Below are 20,927 nucleotides of genomic sequence, written 5' to 3'. Positions count from 1 at the left end.
CGACGAATGTCCGGCCACCGCATTAACATCCGTCCGTAGGCAGCGCGATCAGTAGGCGATCGCCGCGCACCTACCGGATCACCTCGTCCGGACCGAGCATCGCGAGGCACCGACGGAGAGGAAGTCCATGTCGCAGTATCCGCCCCCCGGCCAGTACCCGCCGCCGGGTCAGTACCCGCCGCCTCCCGGGCAATACCCAGGCCAGCCCGCCTATTGGCAAGAGTCACCGAAGGGCAAAGGCTTGGCGATCACCGCGCTGGTGCTCGGCATCGTCGGGTTGCTGAGCTTCTGGACGATCGTCGGTGGCTATCTGTTCGGCATCTTCGCCGTCATCTTCGGCTTGATCGCGATGTTCAAGGCTCGCGCAGGCACTGCGGGCGGCATGGGCATGGCGATTACCGGCTTGGTGCTCGGCGTGCTGAGTCTCGTCGGCGCCGTCCTGCTCACCATCGTGGGATACAGCTTCTTCGTCGAGTCCGGCGGCAAGGACTTCGTGGACTGCCTGAACAAGGCGGGCAGCGATCAGTCCAAGATCGAGCAGTGCGAGCGCGAGTGGAATCAGAAGCTGCAGGACAGGTACAGCGTCACGCTCACTCCGCCCGCGCCACCGACTCCCCGGTAGCGGCGGCACACGCGCGGGTCGTGGCGATCACCTCGGCGAACTCGCGGCGGAAATCGCCGTCCGGCGCCACGACCCAGATCCGGTAACCACCGCGCTCGTCGGTGGGCGAGGGCAGCACGATGTGGCTGCCCGGTAGGGCGATCGAGGCACAGTAGCGGAAGAGGTCGGCGAATAGCTCGGTATCCAGGTACGAATTGTCGGTGGGGCCGGTGAGGAAGGTCCAGCGGTCCGAACGCGGATGCGCGATGATCGGCCCCGGACGGTGCTCGCCTCCCGCTATCAGCCGCTCCCTCACCTTTCGGCCGAACGCGGTGGGCATCACGACGGCACCCACCGAGCCGACTTCGAGCACGATCCGTCCGAGCGTCGCGTCCACCACGGCGTACAGCCCATTGTCCTGGCGGTAGCGACGGCAGCGGGTGAACGCGTCCTGAATCGCCGGCGGACCTGTTGGCGCGAGACGGCTGCCGGACTCGATGCGGGATCTACTCATGACGAACAACCTCGCCTCGCTGCGGGTGGATCGCGTACTCGGAAAATCGACCGCTTGCGTCGACCCTAGCCCTGCGCAAGTCGGTTGACAATAGTCAGACGTCGGCGCGTCGGAGTCGGCGTAGCATCACCGGGCATGGCACCCGTCTCGCCGACCGTTGCCCGCTGGGAGCTGGTGCTTCGCCTGCGTGAGCTGCGCGAACAACGCGGTTTCGACTCAGCGGGCTTCGCCAAGCGGGTCGGGTTCACCCCGGCCAACTGGTCGCACGTGGAGAAGGGCAGGCGCGTACTCACCACCACCACCATCGGACCGGTGCTGGAGCTGCTGGAGGTGGAGCCGGAGGAACGCGGGGAACTGCTGGCCCTGCTGGAGGCCAGCAAGCAACGCGGATGGTGGGCCAAGTCGTCCGCGCTGATCGGACCGGAGTTGCAGCGGCTCTACGGAATGGAATACGGCGCGCAGAGCATCCGCAGCTACGACAGCCTGGTCGTGCCGGGCCTGCTGCAGACCGAGGACTACGCTCGCGCGTTGATCAGCGCCGACGTGATGATCCGGCCGGTCCAGGTCGAGCAGTTGGTGGCGATTCGGATGCGGCGCCAAGAGCGGCTGAGGGGCGAAGACGCGGTCGAGCTGACCGCGGTATTCGGCGAGGGGACCCTGCTGCAGCAGACCGGCGGGCCGGATGTGCTGCGGGGGCAGTTGAACTACCTGGCCGAGCTGATGGAAGAACTCGACACCGTCGAAGTGCGGGTGATCCCGTTCGCCGCCACCGCGGGCGCGGTACTCGGCGGCTCCAGCTTCCATCTCATCGACTTCGCCGGCGAGCAGCTGCCCACCTTCGGCTGGGCGGAGAGCGCGGTGTTCGGCGGCGCCGTCGACGACCCGGATCTGGTGCGGGATCTGAGCTTCGCCTACCTGCGCGCGGTGGAGCAATCCCTCTCACGTACCGAGTCATTGGCCCTGATCAGGCACTATTCGCGCGTGTAAAATCCTGCCCATGGCCACCACCGCACGGCCGGAAAGCACCGGCTGGTTCACATCGACCAGATCGAACAATGGCAACCAATGCGTCGAGGTTCGGTTCGATGGTGATGCGGTACTCATCCGTGACAGCAAATATCGCCGCAACCCGGCCAACCGCCGCGCCGACGAGCCCATCATCACCGTCACCGAAGCCGAATGGACCGCGTTCCTCGACGTCCTGCGCACCCGCGGGCGATCGAATGGCGAACTGAGCGCGCACACCGCCGCGAACGGTCACACCACACTGCGCCACGGCGAAACCGCCCTCACCTACACAGCCGAGGAGTGGGACGCCTTCATGCTCGGCGCACACGACGGCGAATTCGACCGTATCGTCGCATTCGCCTGATTCACCTGCTCAGTACCCCCGGCCCGCCGCGGCCGGGGGCCGGCTCTCGCGCGTATCGGCATACTGGAGATCGTGACTTCCGAGCTGACCCGCCCTTCCGGTATCGATCTGTCCCACCTCGACCACGGCGTGCGGGTGCAGGACGATCTGTTCGCGCACGTCAACGGCAAATGGCTGGCCGACCACCAGATACCTGCCGACCGCGCGGTGGACGGCGCCTTCCGCGCGCTGTACGACCAGGCCGAGCTGGACGTCCAGGCGATCATCCAGAATGCCGCCGCCGCCGACGCCGAGCCGGGCAGCGACGCCCGCAAGATCGGCGACCTCTACTCCAGCTTCATGGACACCGCCGCGGTGGCCGCCGCCGGGCTCGCGCCGATCGCCGCCGAACTCGCCGCGATCGCCGACGTGAGCGACAAGGGGGCTTTCGCGACGCTGCTGGGCCGGTTGCAGCGCACCGGCGTCGGTGGCGCCGTCGCCGTCTACATCGACACCGACGACAAGAACTCCACCCGCTATCTCGCGCATGCCACCCAGTCCGGGATCGGGCTGCCCGACGAGTCCTACTATCGGCAGGACGAGTTCGCCGAGATCCGCGCGAAGTACATCGCGCATATCAACCGCATGTTCGCCCTGGCGGCCGCTGACCCACAGATGGCAGGGTCGCTGCCCGCCGAGTTGGACACGGTCGGGCAGCGCATCTTCGACCTGGAGCAGAAGCTGGCCGCAGGCCACTGGGACGTGGTGCGCCGCCGCGATGCCGAACTCAGGTACAACCTGACCACCTTCGCCGCGCTCGTCGCGGACAATCCCGAATTCGACTGGACCGCATGGACTTCCGCTCTCGCCGAGGGAATCGAACGCAACGGTCCCGAACTGTTCGCCGAGGTGGTCGTCCACCAGCCGGATTATCTGCGTACCTTCGCGCGGGTCTGGGCCGACGAGCCGCTCGCCGACTGGCAGGCGTGGGCCGCGTGGCGGGTGCTGCGTTCGCGGGCAGCATATCTGACCGACGCGCTGGTGGAGGAGAACTTCGATTTCTACGGCCGCACGCTCACCGGCGCCGAGGAGAACCGGGAGCGCTGGAAGCGCGGCGTCGCGCTGGTGCAAGACCTGCTCGGCGAAGCGGTCGGCAAACTGTATGTGGCCGAACACTTCCCGCCGGAGGCGAAGGCGCGGATGGTCGAGCTGGTGGCCAACCTGCAGGAGGCGTACCGGCGCAATATCGCCGAACTCGAGTGGATGGGGCAGGACACCAGGACCGCCGCGCTGGCCAAGCTGGCGAAGTTCGCCCCGAAGATCGGTTACCCGGACAAGTGGCGGGACTACTCGGCCGTGGTGATCGATCCGGCCGATCTGGTCGGCAACTACCGCAACGGCTATGCCGCCGAACACGATCGGGATCTGAACAAGCTCGGCGGCCCGGTCGATCGGGACGAGTGGTTCATGACGCCGCAGACGGTGAACGCCTACTACAACCCGGGCATGAACGAGATCGTCTTCCCCGCCGCGATCCTGCAGCCGCCGTTCTTCGACATGAACGCCGACGACGCGGCCAACTACGGCGGAATCGGCGCCGTGATCGGCCACGAGATCGGCCACGGCTTCGACGATCAAGGCGCGAAGTACGACGGTGACGGCAACATGGTCGACTGGTGGACCGACGAGGATCGCGCCGAATTCGCCAAGCGGACAAAGGCATTGATCGCCCAGTACGACGTGCTCTCGCCCACGGCCCTGCCGGACGAGCACACCGTCAACGGCGAGTTCACCATCGGCGAGAACATCGGCGACCTCGGTGGTCTGTCCATCGCCTTGGAGGCGTACAAGATCTCGCTCAATGGAGCCGAGGCGCCGCAGCTCGATGGACTCACCGGTTTGCAGCGAGTGTTCTACGGCTGGGCGCAGGTGTGGCGCACCAAGGCCCGTTCCGAGGAGGCCATCCGCCGACTCGCCGTCGACCCGCACTCTCCGCCCGAGTTCCGCTGCAACGCGGTGGTGCGCAACATCGACAGCTTCCACGAAGCGTTCGGCGTCGAACCCGGCGACGAGCTGTACCTGGAACCTGCTGAACGCGTGAAGATCTGGTGATCCGAAACTGAGGCGGCCCCCATTCGGGGGCCGCCTCGGTCACACTCTTAGTTCTCTTAGTTCCAGTCGCCCAGGCCGTCGCTTGCGCTGAGGGTGCCGCCTTTGGTGTTCTGCACGATCACCGCGTCACCCCTGCGCGCGTTCTCGAAGAACCACTTGCCGTCTTCGGTGCTGACATTCAGGCAGCCGTGGCTGACATCGGACACGCCTTGCTGGGCGACCGACCACGGAGCCGCGTGCACGAAGATGCCGCTGTTGGAGATGCGGGTCGCGTACTCGACCTCGAGCTTGTAGCCCTCGGGATCGGTGATCGGCACACCGTAGGTGGACGAGTCCATGATCATCTTGCGCTGCTGTTCGCCGACGATGTAGGTGCCGTTCGGGGTCTCGTGCTTGGGCTTGCCCATCGAGGTCGGCATTTCCTTCACCACCTCGCCGTTGATGGTGATGGTGATGGTGTGGGTCGTGTCATCGGCGGTGGCGACGAACGCGTCGCCGATGCGGAACGAGCTGGTCGTGCCGCCGGCCTGGACCTGCACGTCGGTGTTGTCCGGCCAGAACTCGTCCGGCCGCCAGCGCACCTGCTTGTCGCCGCGCCAGTAGAAGTGACCGGGGGCGGGCTTCGATGACGTGATCTTGATGGCCTTCTCGGCGGTGGCGTGGTCGGTCACCGGTTCGGTGAAGGTGATGATGATCGGCTGCGCGACGCCGACGACCTCGCCGTCGGCGATGTTGATCGAGGGTGGGGCGAAATTGGCCTGCGACCCCGGATCGGTGGCCGCCGCGGTGGCCGAGCCCGTGTCGATACCCGGAATCGGTTCGGCTTGTGCAGGCGCGACGAGCATGACTCCGGCCGCCGCGATCGCCGCGGACAGCAGGACGCCCTCGCGCAACCGGCGGGTTAGCCGAGCTCCCTTACGGTGAGCAGGCAACGACGCGGTGTGCAAAGCGGCATGCATAGATTTCTCGTCCATTCCATCTCTCGCACGCGCGCGTACGAGATCTTTCATTTCAGCGCGGAGCCAGAAGAGCGCCCCATGGGTATTGACAGCCCGACCCGCCGTCCTTCCTACCGTCCCGGAGCACGCCGAAGCTACCGGCGTTTCAGTGTGATTCAGTCAGCGAGCTGAATGTGTCATGCATCACAATCAATTTCGATGGGTATCAGTCCGGTGAACGTCCCGGTCACACCGGAACACCTGGCTCGGGCTGACGCCTCGAGCGTTGCTGGAAGGTGGTTCGCCACAAACTTCTTAGTGAGGAACATCACTCACTACGTCGAAGATAATCGCGTGATGCGGACCGGTCGCGATGTTGTGCGGCACCGAGACCGGGACGCGTCCGTGCGCATAGCGGGGCGACAGTCGCAGGTGCTTCTGCCCGAGAATTGTGGCCAGCGCGATCCGCAACTCGTAGTCCGCGAGCGCGGCGCCGACACAGCGCCGGTGGCCACCGCCGAACGGAGCGAACTCGAACGGACGGTAGCGGCGCTCGATGAAGCGGCTCGGGTCGAAGCGGGCTGCGTCGGGCCAGACGTCCGGATCGGAGTGCAGCAACGGCACCGCGATCCCCATGGTGTCGCCGGGTTCGAGCGCGATGCCGCGCAGCGTGTACGGCTCGGTGAGCCGCCGTAGGACGATCGGGACCGGCGGGTGCAGCCGCAACGTCTCCTGACACACGGCGTCCAGATAGGGCAGTCCGGCCAGCTCCGTCGCGCCGGCCCCGGGACCGGCGTCGCGCAGCTCCGCCCGCAGCCGCGCCAGCACCTCCGGTGCCCGGTGCAGCCGGAACAGCGCCCACACCAGCACGGTGGCGGTGGTCTCGTGCCCGGCAACGAGCAGGGTGCGTACCTGCTCGCAGAGCTCGTCGTCGGTATCGGCCGCAGTCTCGCCGCCAGCAGCGGACAGCAGTAAACCCAGCACATCGGTCGGGTGTGCGTCGGCAGTCTGGCGCCGTCGTGCGATCTCGGCGCGGATCAGCCTGTCCAGCCGCGCGCGGGCGGTTTGAAATCGGTCCCATGGACTATGCCCGAGCACTCCGTGTCGCAGGGCGGGCACCAGCAGCAGCGGCCCGGAGAATGCGGTGAGGAAGTCCGTGACGGCGGCGGTGTACTCCGCCCGCCGCTGCGCGTCGTCCACGCCGAGCACCACCGTCGAGATCACCCGCAGCGTGAGCGCCCGTGCGGCGGCGCGAGCATCGATACGGGCGCCCGCCACCCAAGCCCGGCCACTCTCCCCGGACAGCTCCCGCATGGTGGCGTCGCGGATGAGCTCGCCGTATTCGCGAATCCGCACGCTGTGGAACGCGGGCGCGAGCAGCGCACGGTCGCCCCGGTGGCGTTCGCCCGACGCCAGGATCAACGATGCCGCGCCGACCATCGGCTCGATCGGATTCGGACGCGGCGGCTGCGTGGATTCGATCGGTGCGCGGAAGATCTCGCGTGCGCCGACAGCCGTCCCGGTGAAGAGGGCCGCACCGAATCCGGGGAAGCGAACGTAGAACGGGTCGCCCTCACGCGCTCTGCGCCACTGGAAGTACCGGTCGAAATCGATTCCCGCGGCCAGCGCGTGTAGCACCGTCAGTCGAGGCGCGCGTGGCCCGGTGCTGTCCTCGCTGGCGCGAGTCGAAGGCATACGCACGTCCATACCCACGGATACGAACTCGACACCGGAGGGGTTCGACTTCCGGCAGCATCAAGGCGGGCCTGGCAACCGTCCGGCCTGCTGGTATTTGCGGACCGTGGCCTGCGCCGTCGCGCCCAGTCGCGCGAGCCTGGCGTCACCGAGCGCGGTCACCATGCTGCCGATCCCATTGGTCACGAACGCGATCGACATGCGCAGATCCGGGTCGGCGTACGCGCCGGAACCGCCCATGCCGTAGTGGCCGAACGCGTTGTGGGGCTGCTGCTTGGCCATCAGCACCGGGCGGTGATAGCCGAGTGTGAAGCGGATCGGCACGCCGAGCACGTAGTCGCGGCTGTGCGCGGGCTGCACCTTGCTGATGGTCTCGATCGTTTCCGGAGCCAGGAACCGCGTGACGTGCTCCGGCGCGGCCCTGCCGAGACCGTGCACGCCCCACTCCGGCCGGTCGGGGTAGACCACGCCGTCGTTGGCCAGCGCACCGTACATCCGCGCCAGCGCACGTGCCGAGAAGACGCCGTTCCAGCCGGGCATCACCGAGTCGTGCACCCGGGGGTCGCGGACCAGCTCGTCGAAGCTCTCCGGCATGCCGGCCTCGGCGATCCCGCGCACCGGCCGAACCCAGGACATCACCGAGGAGGCGGTGTTCCAGCGGATTCCCGGCGGACCGAGGGGCCGCACGATCTTGGCGATCCGATGTCGTTCCGATTCCGGCACCTGGAACCAGTACTCGTCGAGCCCGAGCGGCTCGGCGATCTCGGTGCGCACCACGTCGGTGAACGACGCACCGGTCACCCGCTGCACGATCTCGGCGACCAGCCAGCCGAAGGTGATCGCGTGATAACCGGAGGTGCGGATGCGGCGGGGATCCGGCGGGCTGTCGGCGAGCGCGCGAACGACGGCGTCGTAGTTCAGGATCCCTTCGCGACCAGGGACCAGGCCGCGCACCCGATGCAGACCCGCGCGGTGCGACAGCACGTCGCGCACCGTGATGTCCTCTTTGCCGTGCGCCGCGAACTCCGGCCAGTACTCGGCGACCGGCGTGTCATAGCTGATCAGTCCGCGCTCGGACAGCCGATGCACCACGGTCGAGGCCACGCCCTTGCCGGTGGAGAAGGTCAGTGTGACGGTGTCGTCCCGCCAGCGGCGCTCCTTGTCCGCCCAGCCGGCCCAGATGTCGACAACTGGCCTGCCATCCAGGTAGACCGCCAGCGCCCCGCCACCGCGCGCGGGCTGGGCGAACAGGCCGAAGAATTGATCGGCCAGCCGGATGAACCGCGGGTCGACCAGCATGTCGCGCGGTGGCGCCAGCTTCTTGGCCGCCGCATCGGCGGGCTCGAACTCATCAGCCGCCATTGCCGAAACCATGGGGTCACCTCCTGACCACCGTTAGTCGCGCCGGTGAACAAGAGTAACCCGCGGACTAGCTCCGCCGACGGTAAAAGGCGTGGTGAGGCAGTTATCGCCGGAACCGTGGGCGGCTGGTTTGTGTCTCCGGCTCGACGTGCGCTCGGTCCATGGTGTATTCATGGCGTGGTATTTCAAGCACAGCCATGGCAACTTCGGATTCTTACGGGGGTGTGAGTTCGGAGCGTTACAGCTCGGGAGGACTGTACGTGTCTCGTCAACCCACCTGGGGTCGTCTCGCCTTCGCCGGACTCGCGATCGCGGCGTCTCTGTCGATGATCGGGTGCAGCTCCACCATCAGCGGTACCGCGCAGCCCGCCCTGGAGAACGGGACGATCGATGCCGTCTCGGTGACCAATACGCCGAAACCGTCCGCGAGCAAGCCCACTCCGAGCAGCAAGCCGTCGCCGACCAAGTCGGGTGGCGACACCGACTTCCAGGCCGAGATCGGTGACTGCGTGACCCTCGGCGGCACCACAACCAACGCCACCATTGAAAAGGCGTCGTGCGGTAGCCGCGCATCGAACTACAAGGTGATCGAGAAGAAGTCGAAGAGCTCGCAGTGCATCAGCGACGCGGACAACTACTACGCCGAGACGATCAACGGCATCGAGCAGGGCGCGCTGTGCCTGGACATCGACTGGGTGGTCGGCGGCTGCATGGACGTCGGCGGCGATGATCCCAAGCGCATCGACTGCACCGGTTCGAGCCCGGCGAAGGGCGTGAAGGTGGTCAAGATCCAGCAGGGCGCCGACGACGTCAGCGTGTGCGGCAGCGGCACCGGGTACGTCTACGACAAACGCCGTTTCGTCGTCTGCGTCCAAGAGCTCTGACCAAGCCTGGCGGTTGACCATACCGGCCGTGCCTCGCGAGGCACGGCCGGTCATTGTTGGGGCTACCGACCCGCGGTCTGTCGCTAGGTTGGGTTGGTGAGCACTACCGAGCTTCCCCGTCTGCGGTCGAGCACCGGTCGCTGGATTCTGCTGGCCACCATCCTCGGATCGTCGGTGGCCTCGCTCGACGCGACAGTTGTCAATATCGCGCTGCCGCGGATCGGGGAATCGCTGGACACCGACGTCGCCGGGCTGCAGTGGACGCTGAACGGCTACACGCTGACGCTGGCCTCGTTCATCCTGCTGGGCGGTTCGCTGGGCGACAAGCTCGGCAGGCGCAGGGTCTTCGTCTGGGGGACCGTCGCGTTCGCGATCTCATCCGTATTGTGTGGCGCCGCGACAACCATCGAAATGCTGGTCGCCGCCCGGATCCTGCAGGGCCTGGCGGGCGCGATGCTCATGCCGGGCAGCCTCGCCCTGATCTCCTCCTCGATCGACCAGCGCGACCAAGGCGCGGCGATCGGACTCTGGTCGGGCTTCGGGGGCGTGGCAGGCGCGCTCGGACCTTTCCTCGGCGGCTGGCTGATCGAGGTCGCTGGCTGGCGGTCCATCTTCTTCCTCAACATTCCACTGACCCTGGTGGTGGTGCTCGTCGCGGTGCGGCATGTGCCGGAGAGCCGGGACCCGAGCGCGGCGACCGAACTCGATCTGCCGGGCGCCGTGGTGGTCGCGCTCGGCCTCGGCGCGCTGACGCTGGGACTGATCGACACTGTGCCGCTGCTCATCGCCATCGGTCTCGTGTTGCTGGCGGTCTTCGTCGCGATCGAGCTGCGCAGCGATCACCCGCTGGTGCCGCCCGCGCTGTTCCGTTCCCGGGTGTTCACCGCGGCCAACCTCGTGACGCTCGCGGTCTACGCCGCACTCGGCGGGGTGTTCTTCCTGTTGGTGCTGGAATTGCAGCTGGTGGCGGGATACTCGCCGCTGATGTCCGGGGTCGCGACGGTGCCGGTCACCCTGATCATGCTGGTGCTCTCGGCTCCGGCCGGGCGCTGGGCACAGGTGCACGGGCCGCGCGTTCCGATGACCGCAGGGCCGCTGCTGGCGGCCGCGGGCTTGGTGCTCTTGCTGCGCATCGGTCCCGACACCACCTACCTGACCGACGTGCTGCCGGGCGTCCTCGTCTTCGGACTCGGGCTCGCGGTACTGGTCGCCCCGCTGACCGGCGCGGTGCTCGGTGCGGTGCCCAGCAGCGAGGCGGGCATCGCTTCGGGCGTGAACAACGCGGTTGCGCGCACGGCGCAACTGCTCGCCGTTGCGGCGCTGCCCGGGCTCGCGGGTATCGCGGGTGCGTTGGGCGACCCGGCCGCGTTCGACGACGGTTTCGCCACCGCGATGTGGCTGTGCGCCGGCCTGCTGGTGACCGGGGCGGTGCTCGCCGCCGTGCTGCTGCGCCCCGAGCGCCGTGTGCCCGTCCTGGACAGCGTCGACTGCATGCCGCAGTGTGGCGTGGCCGGTCCCGCGCTCGCACCAGCCCGAAGCGAAAAATAAACGGCCCGAATGGATTGCTCCATTCGGGCCGCTTTCTGCGATCAGGTCGGGTCTGCGATCAGATCGGGATGTAACCCGCCCCGACACCGCCGCGCGCGTTGAGGTCGCCCATAATCGTGCTCATGTTGGTGCCGACTTCCGGGCCGAAGCAAGCGATGGCCAGGTAGGCGTTCACCATGCCGACAAGCGTCGTGCCGACGACGACCGGTGCGCCGGAGTCGCCTTCCACCACGCACATCTGACTCCAGGTCTCGATGTTCGTCCCGAACACGTCACCCCAAGCGATACCGCAGGTGTTGCCGGTGGTCCTGCCTTCCTTGCAGACGATCTGCGGGAAGCTGGCAGGCGCGCCGATCCCGGTGATGGTGACGTTCCCGATGCGGTTCACCGGGACCATCTTGCCCGGCTCGAACTGAATGACGGCGTAGTCCAGTTCGTGGTTGGAGTAGATGAACCGGCCGATCACGCCCGCGCCCCGATCGGATTCGGCGTAGACCTGCGAACCGGGATCGCCACAGTGTCCAGCGGTCAGCCCGACCAGACGGCCCGCGTTGTCGTGGCCGACGGTGGTGACCGTGCACTCGAACTGGTTGTCGATGATGATCCCGGATCCACCGCCCACGACCGGCAGGCCCGGTTGGGCGTTGGCGGCCCCTGCGCCCGTGCCGAGCAGCGCCGCGCCAAGGGCGACGGCGAAGGCGGCGTTGGCCACCTTGGCGAGTTTGCTGAACATGTCCCTCCAGACGTCGGAAGCCCGCACGATATCAATCTGTCGCACCCATCGTGTCAGTAATCGACCTCGGGCGCGTCACCCACTTCGGGTTGTCCCCATTGTGATCGGGTTCAACCCTATTTCGTACATTACAGTGTCAATGTATCTTTCGCTCATATAGCGGATTGCTATCGCAATTGTGAAAATCGCGTGTCTGTTTGTCGCCCAGTGGTACTAAGAGGCGGATGTGTTCGTCTCCGGAATCAAATACTATTTTTGATGAAGTTACTCCGTATTAATTCGCCACAGCAACCGGCATAGGCCGGAGATTGACGCAGGTTGGTTGTCACTTGTGCCAGAGATCAGCGCGCTGGTACTGGGCCGTATCTCAATGTTCACGGCCGCTGCCATTGCTTTTCGTCAACGGTGAGCGACATCTATGACTGCAATCACAAGTCGGTGGTGTGTTCTGCACTACTCCGTAGTAAGGTGCGTCAAGCAAACGAGTCGTCGGGGCAACCAACCGGCGTCGAGGAGGGTTAGCCAGTGCAGTCGACCGAGAGTCCACCCCGAGGGTCACGGTTCGGTGACGCGGTCGATTGGACGAAGTCGTACTGGCAGGATCACCCCAAGCGTTCGCTGGAAACGTTCGGTCGCCAGATCACCATGGGGTTCGCGGCGGTCGCCGAACTGTTCGTCGCGATTTTCCGCAGGCGCTTCCCCTTCGGGGAGTTCATCCGGCAGTGCGCGTTCATGGCCAGCGTCTCCGCGGCGCCGACGCTGCTGGTCGCCATCCCGATCGGCGTGATCGTCTCCATCCAGGTCGGTTCGGTCGCCGGTCAGGTCGGCGCCACCTCGTTCATCGGCGCCGCCAACGGTCTCGGCATCATCCAGCAGGGCGCTCCGCTGGTCACCTCGCTGATGATCGCGGGCGCGGTCGGCTCCGCGGTCTGCGCCGATCTCGGCTCGCGCACCATCCGCGAGGAGATCGACGCCATGAAGGTGATGGGCGTCGACCCGCTGCGCAGGCTGGTCGCGCCGCGCCTCGGCGCCGCGATGCTGGTCAGCGTGCTGCTGTGCGGCTTCGTGGTCTTCGTCGGTTTCTTGACCGGCTACATCTTCAATATCTTCGCGCAGAACGGCACGCCCGGTTCCTACGTCGGCACCTTCGCGTCATTCGCGGTGACCACCGACCTGCTCGTCGCGCTGGTCAAATCGCTGATTTTCGGACTGCTGGCCGCAATCATCGCCTGTGATACCGGATTGAACACCCGGGGTGGTCCCGGCGGTGTCGCGAACTCGGTGAATTCCGCGGTGGTCAGCTCGGCCATCATGCTGTTCGGGGTGAACCTCATCATCACCCAGGTTTACAACGCACTATTCCCGTCACAGGTGGTCTGAGCCGGTGTCATCAACCTATGTACCTCCGCTGCTGCGGCCCTTCCAGGCATTCCGGAAATCCGCCCAAGCACCGGTGGATCTGCTCGCCAGGCTCGGCCACCAGGTGTTCTTCCTGTTGCGCTCGATCGGCTCGATTCCGTTGGCGCTCAAGCACTACCCCAAGGAAGTCTGGCGGCTGCTGTCCGACGTCACCTGGGGCAACGGCAATCTCGTCGTCGGCGGCGGCACCATCGGCGTCGTCGTCATACTGAGCGCATTCGGCGGCATGACCGTCGGCATCCAGGGCTACAACTCGCTGAACCTGCTCGGGCTGAGTCCGATCACCGGCGCCGTTTCGGCATTCGCGACAACCCGTGAGCTCGGGCCGCTGCTGGCGGCGCTGGCCTTCGCCGCCCAGGCGGGCTGCCGCTTCACCGCGCAGCTGGGCGCCATGCGCATCTCCGAGGAGATCGACGCGCTGGAGTCCATCGCCATCCGGCCGCTGCCCTATCTGATCAGCACCAGGATGTTCGCGGCGATGGTCGCCATCATCCCGCTGTACTGCCTGGGTCTGGCCGTGGCGTACATCTCCTGTGCGGTGACCGTCCAGCTGATCGGCGGCGCCGCCGCGGGCACCTACCAGCACTACTTCTATCAGTTCCTGGTCCCGGTCGACGTGATCTACTCACTGCTCAAGGCGATTCTGTTCGTCGCGATCACCACGTTCATCCAGTGCTATTACGGCTTCTTCGCCTCCGGTGGCCCGGAGGGCGTCGGCGTGGCCGCAGGCCGGGCGATCAAGATGAGCATCATTGCGGTCGTCTTCGCGGACCTGTTCATGACATTGGCGATCTGGGGCGTCGACCCCGGAATCCGGATCTCGGGGTAATCATCAGATGATCATCGATCCCAGTGGGCGTGGGCCCTCGATGCGGCAGTTGCTCATCGCAGGCCTGTGCGGTCTGGTCGTCTTCGCCTTGGCGTTGACCTTCTTGATGCTGCGCTATCAGGGTTACTTCCGGGAGAAGGTCAATGTCACCGCGAACCTGACCACCACCGGTGACGGCTTGCCCGAGCGGGCCGACGTGAAGTTCCGCGGCGTGCTCGTCGGCGCGGTGCAGAACGTCGACGTCGCCGCGAAAGGTGAACTGCAGAAGGTCAGGATCGAGATGAAGCCGGAGTTCGCCGGCGGCATCCCGGCCAACGTGACCGCCCGCGTGGTGCCGAGCAACCTGTTCGCCGTCACCTCCGTCGAACTGGTCTTCAACGGACCTTCCGACCAGTATTTGCGCGAGGGTTCGGTCATCGAGGAGGACCGCAGCCAGGGCACCATCGCGCTGCAGGACACCCTCACCACGGTGCGTGACATCCTCGACAAGATCGACCCGGTGCAATTCGGCCGCGTGCTCGGCACCCTGTCGCAGGCGCTGGACGGCAGCGGCCGGATGCCCGGCTCCACCGTCGAGCGGTTCGACCGCTGGCTGCTGGCGGTCGACGAGTCCATCCCCGACCTCGGCGTGCTACTGGGCGACTTCTCCGCTTCCTTCCACGCGCTCAACCAGTCCGCGCCGGAGCTGGTCGACGTGCTCGGCAGCTCGGTGCAGACCGCCCGCACCATCGCAGACCGGCGCAGCGAGCTGGTCGCGCTGATCACCGGCACCAGCCGGACCATCGACACGGTGAACGATCTCTTCGCCCGCAATCCGGATGTCGGCAAGGAGGTCACCGCCGGGACCAGCGATATGTTCGGCGCCCTCACGGCCGACCCCGACGCGATCACCAGGAGCCTGCTCAACCTGAGCGAGACCATGCGCCGGATGGACACCACATTCCACTGGGGGCCGCAGCAGCAGCAGGTCTGGAACGCGGGCGTCACGCTCACGCCGTACCGGCCGTACAGCGCGGCCGACTGCCCGCGCTACGGCGAGCTGGTCGGCCCCAGCTGCTACACCGCGCCTGCTGTCGCCGAACTGCCGGAACTGCCGGAACAGCTGAGGCCGCGCGCGCTCGCCTCGGCCGCCGGGCTTCCGCCGGTGGTGCCGATGCCGGGTCTGCCCTTGATCCCGGGTGTCACCACCCCGGACCCGGCCCGGGCCACCGCAGCAGCTCCCACCGGCGGGGTGCCCGCTCCGTTCGCGGGCACGCCGCTCGAAGGCCTGTTCCCGATGCTGCCGCCTGGTCTGCTCCCGCCTGCCGCACCGGCGCCTGCCGCACCCGAGGGCACCCCGTCGGCAGCACCGATCTCCTACCAGGGTGACTCGGCGATCGTCGCGCTGCTCGGCCGCAAGCCGACCACCGTCGAATATCTGCTGCTCTCCTCGATTCTGAAGGGCGGAACCATGCACGTGTCCGACAACGGTGCCGGACGATGAGCATTCGTAAACCGCTGATCGGATTCAGCATCTTCGTGATCGTGTCGATCCTCGTCACCGTGATCGTGTGGAATACGTTGGCGCGCATCGTCAGTGGTGACACCTACACCTACTCCGCGACCTTCTCCGACGTGCTCGGCCTGCACGAGGGCGACGACGTGCGCATGGCGGGCGTCCGGGTGGGCAAGGTGGAGAAGATCGAGCTCGGCCGCGACGCCGATCTGAAGAAGTCGGTCGCCAAGGTCACCTTCGTGGTGCAGCGCGACCAGACGATCTACGACGACACCAAAGCCCTTGTCCGCTACCAGAACCTGATCGGTCAGCGGTATGTGGCACTGGCTCCGGGTAAGGCCTCCAGCCCGGCGCCGCTGAAGAACAACGCGACGATCCCGATCGAGCGGACCGAGCCGTCGTTCGATGTGTCGGCTCTGCTCAACGGCTTCCAGCCGCTGTTCCAGGTGTTGCAGCCCGAGCAGGTCAACCGCTTGTCGGAGACCTTCATCCAGGCGTTGCAGGGCGACGGTGTCTCGTTGAGTGCGTTCATCGTCCAGGCCGCGCAGCTGGCCACCGACTTCCAGCGCAGGGACGCGATTCTGTCCGATGTGATCACCAACCTCTCGGGCGTGATGGCGGGGTTGGCCAAACGAGGTGATGAATTGGAGACCCTGATAACCCAGACCCGGGCGTTGATCGGCGGGCTGTACGAACAGGGGCAGTCGCTGCTCGCCTCCACCGAGCAGATCGCAGGCGCCACCACGTCGCTGGTCGCCATGATGGACCAGATCCAACCCAAACTGCAGACCGCGCAGAACTCCACCAGCGCGGCGCTGACCCTGCTGCTGGACAACGGCGCCAAGCTGGATCAGGCGGCCATCGACCTGCCGAACATCCTGTCGGCGGCGGGCAGGCACACGTCCGAAGGCGCCTACGCCAACGCGTACCTGTGCGGCCTGGACCTCACGCTCTACGGCATCCTGTTCCCGCGCGGACTGTTCTCCCAGATCGGTGGGACCTCGAACTCGGCGGTGTGCCGCCCATGATGACGAAACTCAAGGCCAGGTTCGACAGCAACCGGTACTTCTGGTTGGGCATCATCGGCGGCGCCCTCATCGTGGTGCTGCTGCTGGTGTCCAGCGTCTACAAACTCATCGGGGTCGGCGAGCAGTCGATCAAGGCCGAGTTCGTGCAGGCCGCGGGCATCAAGGTCGGCGACAAGGTGAACGTCGCGGGTGTGTCCTCCGGGCGGGTGGTCGGCGCCGAACTCGAGGGAAGTCACGTGCTGCTCACGCTCAGCGTGCGCGACGACGTAAAGCTCGGGCCGGACGCGCGCGCCTCGATCAAGATGGCCACGCTGCTCGGCGCCAGGTATGTCGACCTGGAGCCCGGCGACGGCTCCGGCTTGAAGGGCAAGCGAATCCCGCTGTCCAACACCGCCGTTCCGTACAACCTGGCCGACGTGGTGCAGATCGGCACGCCGAAGTTCGAGGCGCTCGACACCAAGAAGCTGGCGCAGTCGCTGAATCTGATCAACGAGCAGGTGGGCGGTTCGCCCGAGCTCGTCGCGCAGGCACTCGACAGCGTCGGCGCCCTGGCCAAGGTGATCGATACCCGCAGGGTAGAGGTCGACGCACTGCTGAAGGACCTGGACCGGGTCACCCGGATCCTCGCCGACAACCGCAACAGCGTGCTGCTGGTGATCACCCAGGGTGAGGCCATCGCCAACCGGGTGATGGAGCGCCAGGCGCTGCTGCGCCAGCTGCTCGACGGCGTCGCGACGCTGACCAGGCAGCTGCAGGAGATCGGCGCCGAGAACAACGATCAGCTCGGGCCGACCATCCAGCAGCTGAACACCATGGCCGAGGGCCTGCAGAAGAACAAGGACAACCTGGACCGGCTGCTGTCGCTCATGCCGCCGACGGTGCGCTACCTGGCGAACTCGTGGGGTGGCAGCGGTCCGTACGGCGACGTCGGCCTGCCGTGGATGTTCCCGGACAACTGGTTGTGCTTCGCCCAAGTGATCGAGGGGTGCCAGGGATGAAACTCCGCACGGCTTTTCCGCTGAAGACCGTCGCGAAGACGCTCATGATCAGCGCCGCGGCGCTGACGGTCGGCAGTTGCTCACTGCTGCCGAGTTCGGTGAACGACGCGTTGGGCACCACGATCCGGATCACCGCGGACTTCGAGAACATCGCGGGCATCTACGAGGGCAATCCGATCACGGTGCTCGGCCTGGACGTCGGCAAAGTCGACAAGGTGGTGCCCAAAGGCACCCTGGTCGAGGTGCACATGTCCATCGACAAGGACGTGAAGATCCCGAAAGACGCGCAGGCCGCGATCGTCTCGCCGTCCATCGTGACCGACCGGCACATCGAGCTCACCCCCGTCTACACCGGCGGCGAGACCATGTCCGATGGCGCGCACCTGCCCAAGGCGCGCACAAAGACGCCGGTCGAACTGGACACGATGATCAAGACGATCGATCAGTTCGCCGTCGCGCTCAAGCCCGAGCCGGGCCAGGAGGGCATCGGCCCGCTGTCGGGCCGGGTGCTCTACCCGATGCTCAACGGCAACGGCGAGAAGATCCGCGACACCCTCAACGCGCTGTCCGGCGCACTGAAGGTCGGAGTGGACAACAAGGACGCGATCTCCAGCATCATCATCAAGTTGAACGAGCTCACCACTATGCTGGCCGAGAACGACCAGTCGGTGCGCGATTTCAGCAACCGGGTGACCCAGATGACCGGGCTGCTCGCCGAGCAGTCCCCTGGCCTGCAGGCCACGCTCGACCAGCTCAACGCCTTCTTGGCGAATACAAGCACCACGCTCACGCAGTATCAGGATCAGCTGGCGGGCACCATGGCGGGCCTGACCAACGTCACCCAGCAGTTGCGCGACAACGCCTACGGCATCACCGAGGTCGTCGACGTGGCGCCGCTGGTCATGCAGAACATCGACGGCATCGTGAACCGAGAGCACCAATACGTCCGGCTGCACGCGATCATCGGTACCGCGCTGTCGGGTGAGATCGTCAGCCTCTTCTGCGAGCGCGTGCAAATGCGGGCCGATGGCTGCCGCACCGGAAACATGCAGGACTTCGGCCCCGACTACGGGCTCACCGCCGCACTGCTCGGACTGACGAAATGACGTACCGAATGACGATCAAGGCACGCAGGGCGCTGGTCGCCGTCGTCGCGGTGGCCGGTGTGTCGGTCACCGCGGGCTGCGGGTTCACCGTGGAGAAACTGCCGCTGCCCAAACCCGGTGTGAGCGGGGACACCTACACGGTGCACGCGCTGTTCGAGAACGCGCTGAACCTGCCCGACCAGGCGAAGGTGAAGATCGGCGGTTCGGATGTCGGCGTGGTCAGCGACATCAAGACGAAGAACTTCCAGGCCGTCGTGGATCTGACCATCCGCAAGGACATCGAGTTGCCCAAGGGCAGCACGGCGGAACTGCGTCAGGCCACCCCGCTCGGTGACGTGTTCGTCGCGGTGTCCAAGCCGAAGGCCGAGCCGGGCGCGGAAATGTTGCGCGACGGCGACACGCTGACCCTGGACAGCACCTCCGCGGGTGCGACCGTCGAGCAGCTGCTCATCTCGGTGTCCATGCTGTTCAACGGCGGCGGCATCGCGAGCTTGTCCCGGCTGGGCGCGGAGTTGGACTCCATCGTCGGCGGCCGCGGCGGGCAGCTGGCCCATCTGATCACCGAAATGACCGGTGTGGTCAGCAGTTTGAACGCCAACACCGCCCGCGTGGACAGCGTCCTGGGTGAGTTCAGCACCTTGGCCAACACTATCGAGTCGCGGCGGTCCGAACTCGGCGAAGTGGCCGACACGCTGCCGCAGATGATCGGCGCCGTCGCGGAGAACAACCGGGCCATCGGCGAACTGCTGACCAAGCTGTCGGTGGCCAGCGCCGCGCTCGGCGACTACGCGAACACCTCCACCGACCAGCTCGGCAGTCTGCTGGACAACACCCGTCAGCTGATGGACGCGCTGGCCAGAACCGGTGACGGCTTCGGCGTGCTGCTCGATCGGCTGCGGGTGCTGCGGCCGAAGATCGACGCGACCTTCCGGGGCAGCAGTTTCGCGGTGTTCGGGAACGTGACCAACCTCGACATCAGCGCGCTCACCGACCCGCAGCACGGGAAGATGCAGGATCTGCACGACCTGCAGGACTTCGCGGGGAGCCTGATCCAGGTGCTGCAACTGGTGCAGGGCCGGGTGGCGGGAGGACACCGATGACCTTCCTTCGCAACCTGGCCGGGCGCAAGCTGCTGCTGTCGAACCTGGGCCTGGTGCTCGTGCTGCTGGTCGGCGCCGCGTACCTGATGGTGAACGTCATGCGGGTCAATCCGCTGCGCTCGGATTACACGGTCATGGTGAACCTGGACCGTTCCGGCGGGCTGCAACCCGGCAACGACGTGACTCTGCGCGGATGGCGGATCGGCAAGGTCACCTCGATCGAGCTCATCGACCGCGGCCAGGCCATCACCGCCACCGCGCAGATCGACGCGAAGTACAAGATCCCGGTGGACACCCGCATCGCGGTGCAGGCCCTGTCCGGCGCGGGCGAGCAGTACATCGACTTCCGGCCGAACTCCGAGCAGGGTCCGTTCCTGGCCGACGGCGCGGTGATCAGGTTCGATCCGGAGAAGATCCAGACGCCGACCCCGGTGTGGGCGGTGCTGGACAACTCCAGCGCCCTGATCGCGCAGATCAACCCGGACCACTTCAAGGTCATCCTGCAGGAGCTGGACATCGCGCTCAGCGCGGGACCGGATCAGCTGCGCGGCATGGTCAACGGGATCAGCCTGGCCATGGCCGGCCTGGACTCGTTGCTGCCGCAGACGACGAACCTGATCACGAATCTGCGCACCATCGCCAACACCACGTCCATGGCGCAGCCGGATCTGGCCACCCTGACCCGCAACTCCGGCACGCTGTTCGAGCAGTTCAACAACGCGAATGCCGAACTGCAGCGCGTGCTCGATCAGGCTCCCGGCCAGCTCACCAGCCTCGGCGCGGTGGTGGACCGGACGGCCGATCCGATCACCAGCCTGGCGACCAACTTCCAGGCGATCACCAAGGCGGCGCAGTTGCGGCTGCCCGCGCTGCGGGCGCTGTTCCCCTCGCTCGCGCTCGGCGGCGAGGCACTGGGCATCCCGGCGCACGACAGTGAGTTCCACGCGATCATCGACATCTGGCCGCGGCCGTTCTGCACCTACGAGACGCCGAAGATCCGCAACGAGGTCGTGCAGGACGGCACGATTCCGAAGTGGAACTACTGTGAGAACCCGCCGCCGGGTCAGCTTGTCCGTGGTGCGGCGAACGCGCCGCGGCCGAACGTGCCGAACAACGGCGCGCACATGCCGCCGGGTGTGGATCCGAACGAGCGGACCCTTCCTCCGGTGCGGTGAGTTCGCACCCGGTCCGCCGGTCATCCCGCCGGACCGGGC

19 protein-coding genes are annotated in these 20,927 nt (G+C 66.5%); 14 read left to right on the top strand and 5 right to left on the bottom strand.

What is annotated here, in order from left to right; translation table 11 throughout:
* Nucleotides 1-127 precede the first annotated feature (127 nt).
* Nucleotides 128-622: a DUF4190 domain-containing protein gene (locus NA4_RS02440; RefSeq protein WP_067463131.1), complete on the top strand. Its 495-nt coding sequence runs from the start codon at nt 128-130 to the stop codon at nt 620-622.
* On the opposite strand, the gene NA4_RS02435 is transcribed toward NA4_RS02440, so the two are convergent.
* Nucleotides 591-1,115, bottom strand: a complete 525-nt coding sequence (locus tag NA4_RS02435; RefSeq protein WP_067463128.1) for a hypothetical protein — start codon at nt 1,113-1,115, stop codon at nt 591-593. The two genes, NA4_RS02440 and NA4_RS02435, sit on opposite strands and share 32 nt — an antisense overlap.
* 135 nt (nt 1,116-1,250) lie before the next feature.
* Here NA4_RS02435 and NA4_RS02430 point away from each other — a divergent pair, with 135 nt between their 5' ends.
* The 3 genes from NA4_RS02430 to NA4_RS02420 all read left to right on the top strand — a co-directional run bounded on the left by NA4_RS02430 (nt 1,251) and on the right by NA4_RS02420 (nt 4,578).
* Nucleotides 1,251-2,102 carry a helix-turn-helix domain-containing protein gene (locus NA4_RS02430; protein WP_067463125.1) on the top strand — a complete coding sequence of 284 codons (852 nt, stop codon included), beginning with the start codon at nt 1,251-1,253 and terminating at the stop codon, nt 2,100-2,102.
* Nucleotides 2,103-2,112: 10 nt separating this feature from the next.
* Entirely contained in the window at nt 2,113-2,487 is a 375-nt protein-coding gene (locus tag NA4_RS02425; protein ID WP_067463122.1) for a DUF397 domain-containing protein, read from the top strand.
* A gap of 63 nt (nt 2,488-2,550) precedes the next feature.
* The gene (locus tag NA4_RS02420) at nt 2,551-4,578 is read left to right on the top strand and encodes a M13 family metallopeptidase (RefSeq protein WP_373862749.1); all 2,028 of its coding nucleotides are present in this window, start codon (nt 2,551-2,553) and stop codon (nt 4,576-4,578) included.
* 56 nt (nt 4,579-4,634) lie between these two features.
* Here NA4_RS02420 and NA4_RS02415 read toward each other — a convergent pair whose 3' ends face one another.
* The 3 genes from NA4_RS02415 to NA4_RS02405 all read right to left on the bottom strand — a co-directional run bounded on the left by NA4_RS02415 (nt 4,635) and on the right by NA4_RS02405 (nt 8,573).
* Nucleotides 4,635-5,537 carry a L,D-transpeptidase gene (locus NA4_RS02415; RefSeq protein ID WP_067463207.1) on the bottom strand — a complete coding sequence of 301 codons (903 nt, stop codon included), beginning with the start codon at nt 5,535-5,537 and terminating at the stop codon, nt 4,635-4,637.
* 294 nt (nt 5,538-5,831) lie between these two features.
* Nucleotides 5,832-7,211 carry a cytochrome P450 gene (locus NA4_RS02410; RefSeq protein WP_245671047.1) on the bottom strand — a complete coding sequence of 460 codons (1,380 nt, stop codon included), beginning with the start codon at nt 7,209-7,211 and terminating at the stop codon, nt 5,832-5,834.
* Nucleotides 7,212-7,271: 60 nt separating this feature from the next.
* Complete coding sequence (locus tag NA4_RS02405) at nt 7,272-8,573, bottom strand: serine hydrolase domain-containing protein (protein ID WP_067463113.1); 1,302 nt, start codon at nt 8,571-8,573, stop codon at nt 7,272-7,274.
* Nucleotides 8,574-8,833: 260 nt separating this feature from the next.
* Here NA4_RS02405 and lppU point away from each other — a divergent pair, with 260 nt between their 5' ends.
* Entirely contained in the window at nt 8,834-9,457 is a 624-nt protein-coding gene (gene lppU / locus NA4_RS02400) for an LppU family putative lipoprotein (protein ID WP_067463110.1), read from the top strand.
* 96 nt (nt 9,458-9,553) lie between these two features.
* Complete coding sequence (locus tag NA4_RS02395) at nt 9,554-11,005, top strand: MFS transporter (RefSeq protein WP_067463107.1); 1,452 nt, start codon at nt 9,554-9,556, stop codon at nt 11,003-11,005.
* 58 nt (nt 11,006-11,063) lie between these two features.
* On the opposite strand, the gene NA4_RS02390 is transcribed toward NA4_RS02395, so the two are convergent.
* Nucleotides 11,064-11,738: a S1 family peptidase gene (locus tag NA4_RS02390; protein WP_067463103.1), complete on the bottom strand. Its 675-nt coding sequence runs from the start codon at nt 11,736-11,738 to the stop codon at nt 11,064-11,066.
* Between the two features lie 525 nt (nt 11,739-12,263).
* Between NA4_RS02390 and NA4_RS02385 the strand changes: the two genes are divergently transcribed.
* From NA4_RS02385 to NA4_RS02350, 8 genes are read left to right on the top strand one after another with little or no spacing between them, the layout of a single operon-like run.
* On the top strand, nt 12,264-13,118 hold the full coding sequence (locus NA4_RS02385; RefSeq protein WP_067463100.1) for an MlaE family ABC transporter permease: 855 nt from the start codon (nt 12,264-12,266) through the stop codon (nt 13,116-13,118).
* Nucleotides 13,119-13,122: 4 nt separating this feature from the next.
* Nucleotides 13,123-13,986 carry an ABC transporter permease gene (locus tag NA4_RS02380; RefSeq protein WP_067463097.1) on the top strand — a complete coding sequence of 288 codons (864 nt, stop codon included), beginning with the start codon at nt 13,123-13,125 and terminating at the stop codon, nt 13,984-13,986.
* 7 nt (nt 13,987-13,993) lie between these two features.
* Complete coding sequence (locus NA4_RS02375; RefSeq protein ID WP_067463094.1) at nt 13,994-15,469, top strand: MlaD family protein; 1,476 nt, start codon at nt 13,994-13,996, stop codon at nt 15,467-15,469.
* Entirely contained in the window at nt 15,466-16,509 is a 1,044-nt protein-coding gene (locus tag NA4_RS02370) for an MCE family protein (RefSeq protein ID WP_067463091.1), read from the top strand. The genes NA4_RS02375 and NA4_RS02370 overlap by 4 nt, the downstream gene beginning before the upstream one ends.
* Nucleotides 16,509-17,507 (top strand): MCE family protein, encoded by a 999-nt coding sequence (locus tag NA4_RS02365; RefSeq protein ID WP_067463088.1) that lies wholly within the window; start codon nt 16,509-16,511, stop codon nt 17,505-17,507. Before NA4_RS02370 ends, NA4_RS02365 begins: the two co-directional genes overlap by 1 nt.
* On the top strand, nt 17,504-18,613 hold the full coding sequence (locus NA4_RS02360) for an MCE family protein (protein ID WP_067463085.1): 1,110 nt from the start codon (nt 17,504-17,506) through the stop codon (nt 18,611-18,613). Before NA4_RS02365 ends, NA4_RS02360 begins: the two co-directional genes overlap by 4 nt.
* An 8-nt stretch (nt 18,614-18,621) precedes the next feature.
* Nucleotides 18,622-19,713: an MCE family protein gene (locus tag NA4_RS02355; RefSeq protein ID WP_067463082.1), complete on the top strand. Its 1,092-nt coding sequence runs from the start codon at nt 18,622-18,624 to the stop codon at nt 19,711-19,713.
* Nucleotides 19,710-20,888, top strand: a complete 1,179-nt coding sequence (locus tag NA4_RS02350) for an MlaD family protein (protein WP_067463079.1) — start codon at nt 19,710-19,712, stop codon at nt 20,886-20,888. Before NA4_RS02355 ends, NA4_RS02350 begins: the two co-directional genes overlap by 4 nt.
* Nucleotides 20,889-20,927: the final 39 nt, after the last annotated feature.

It is taken from the genome of Nocardia amamiensis NBRC 102102, from assembly GCF_001612745.1.
Lineage (GTDB): Bacteria > Actinomycetota > Actinomycetes > Mycobacteriales > Mycobacteriaceae > Nocardia > Nocardia amamiensis.
This window is presented reverse-complemented; position numbering and strand designations above follow the sequence as displayed.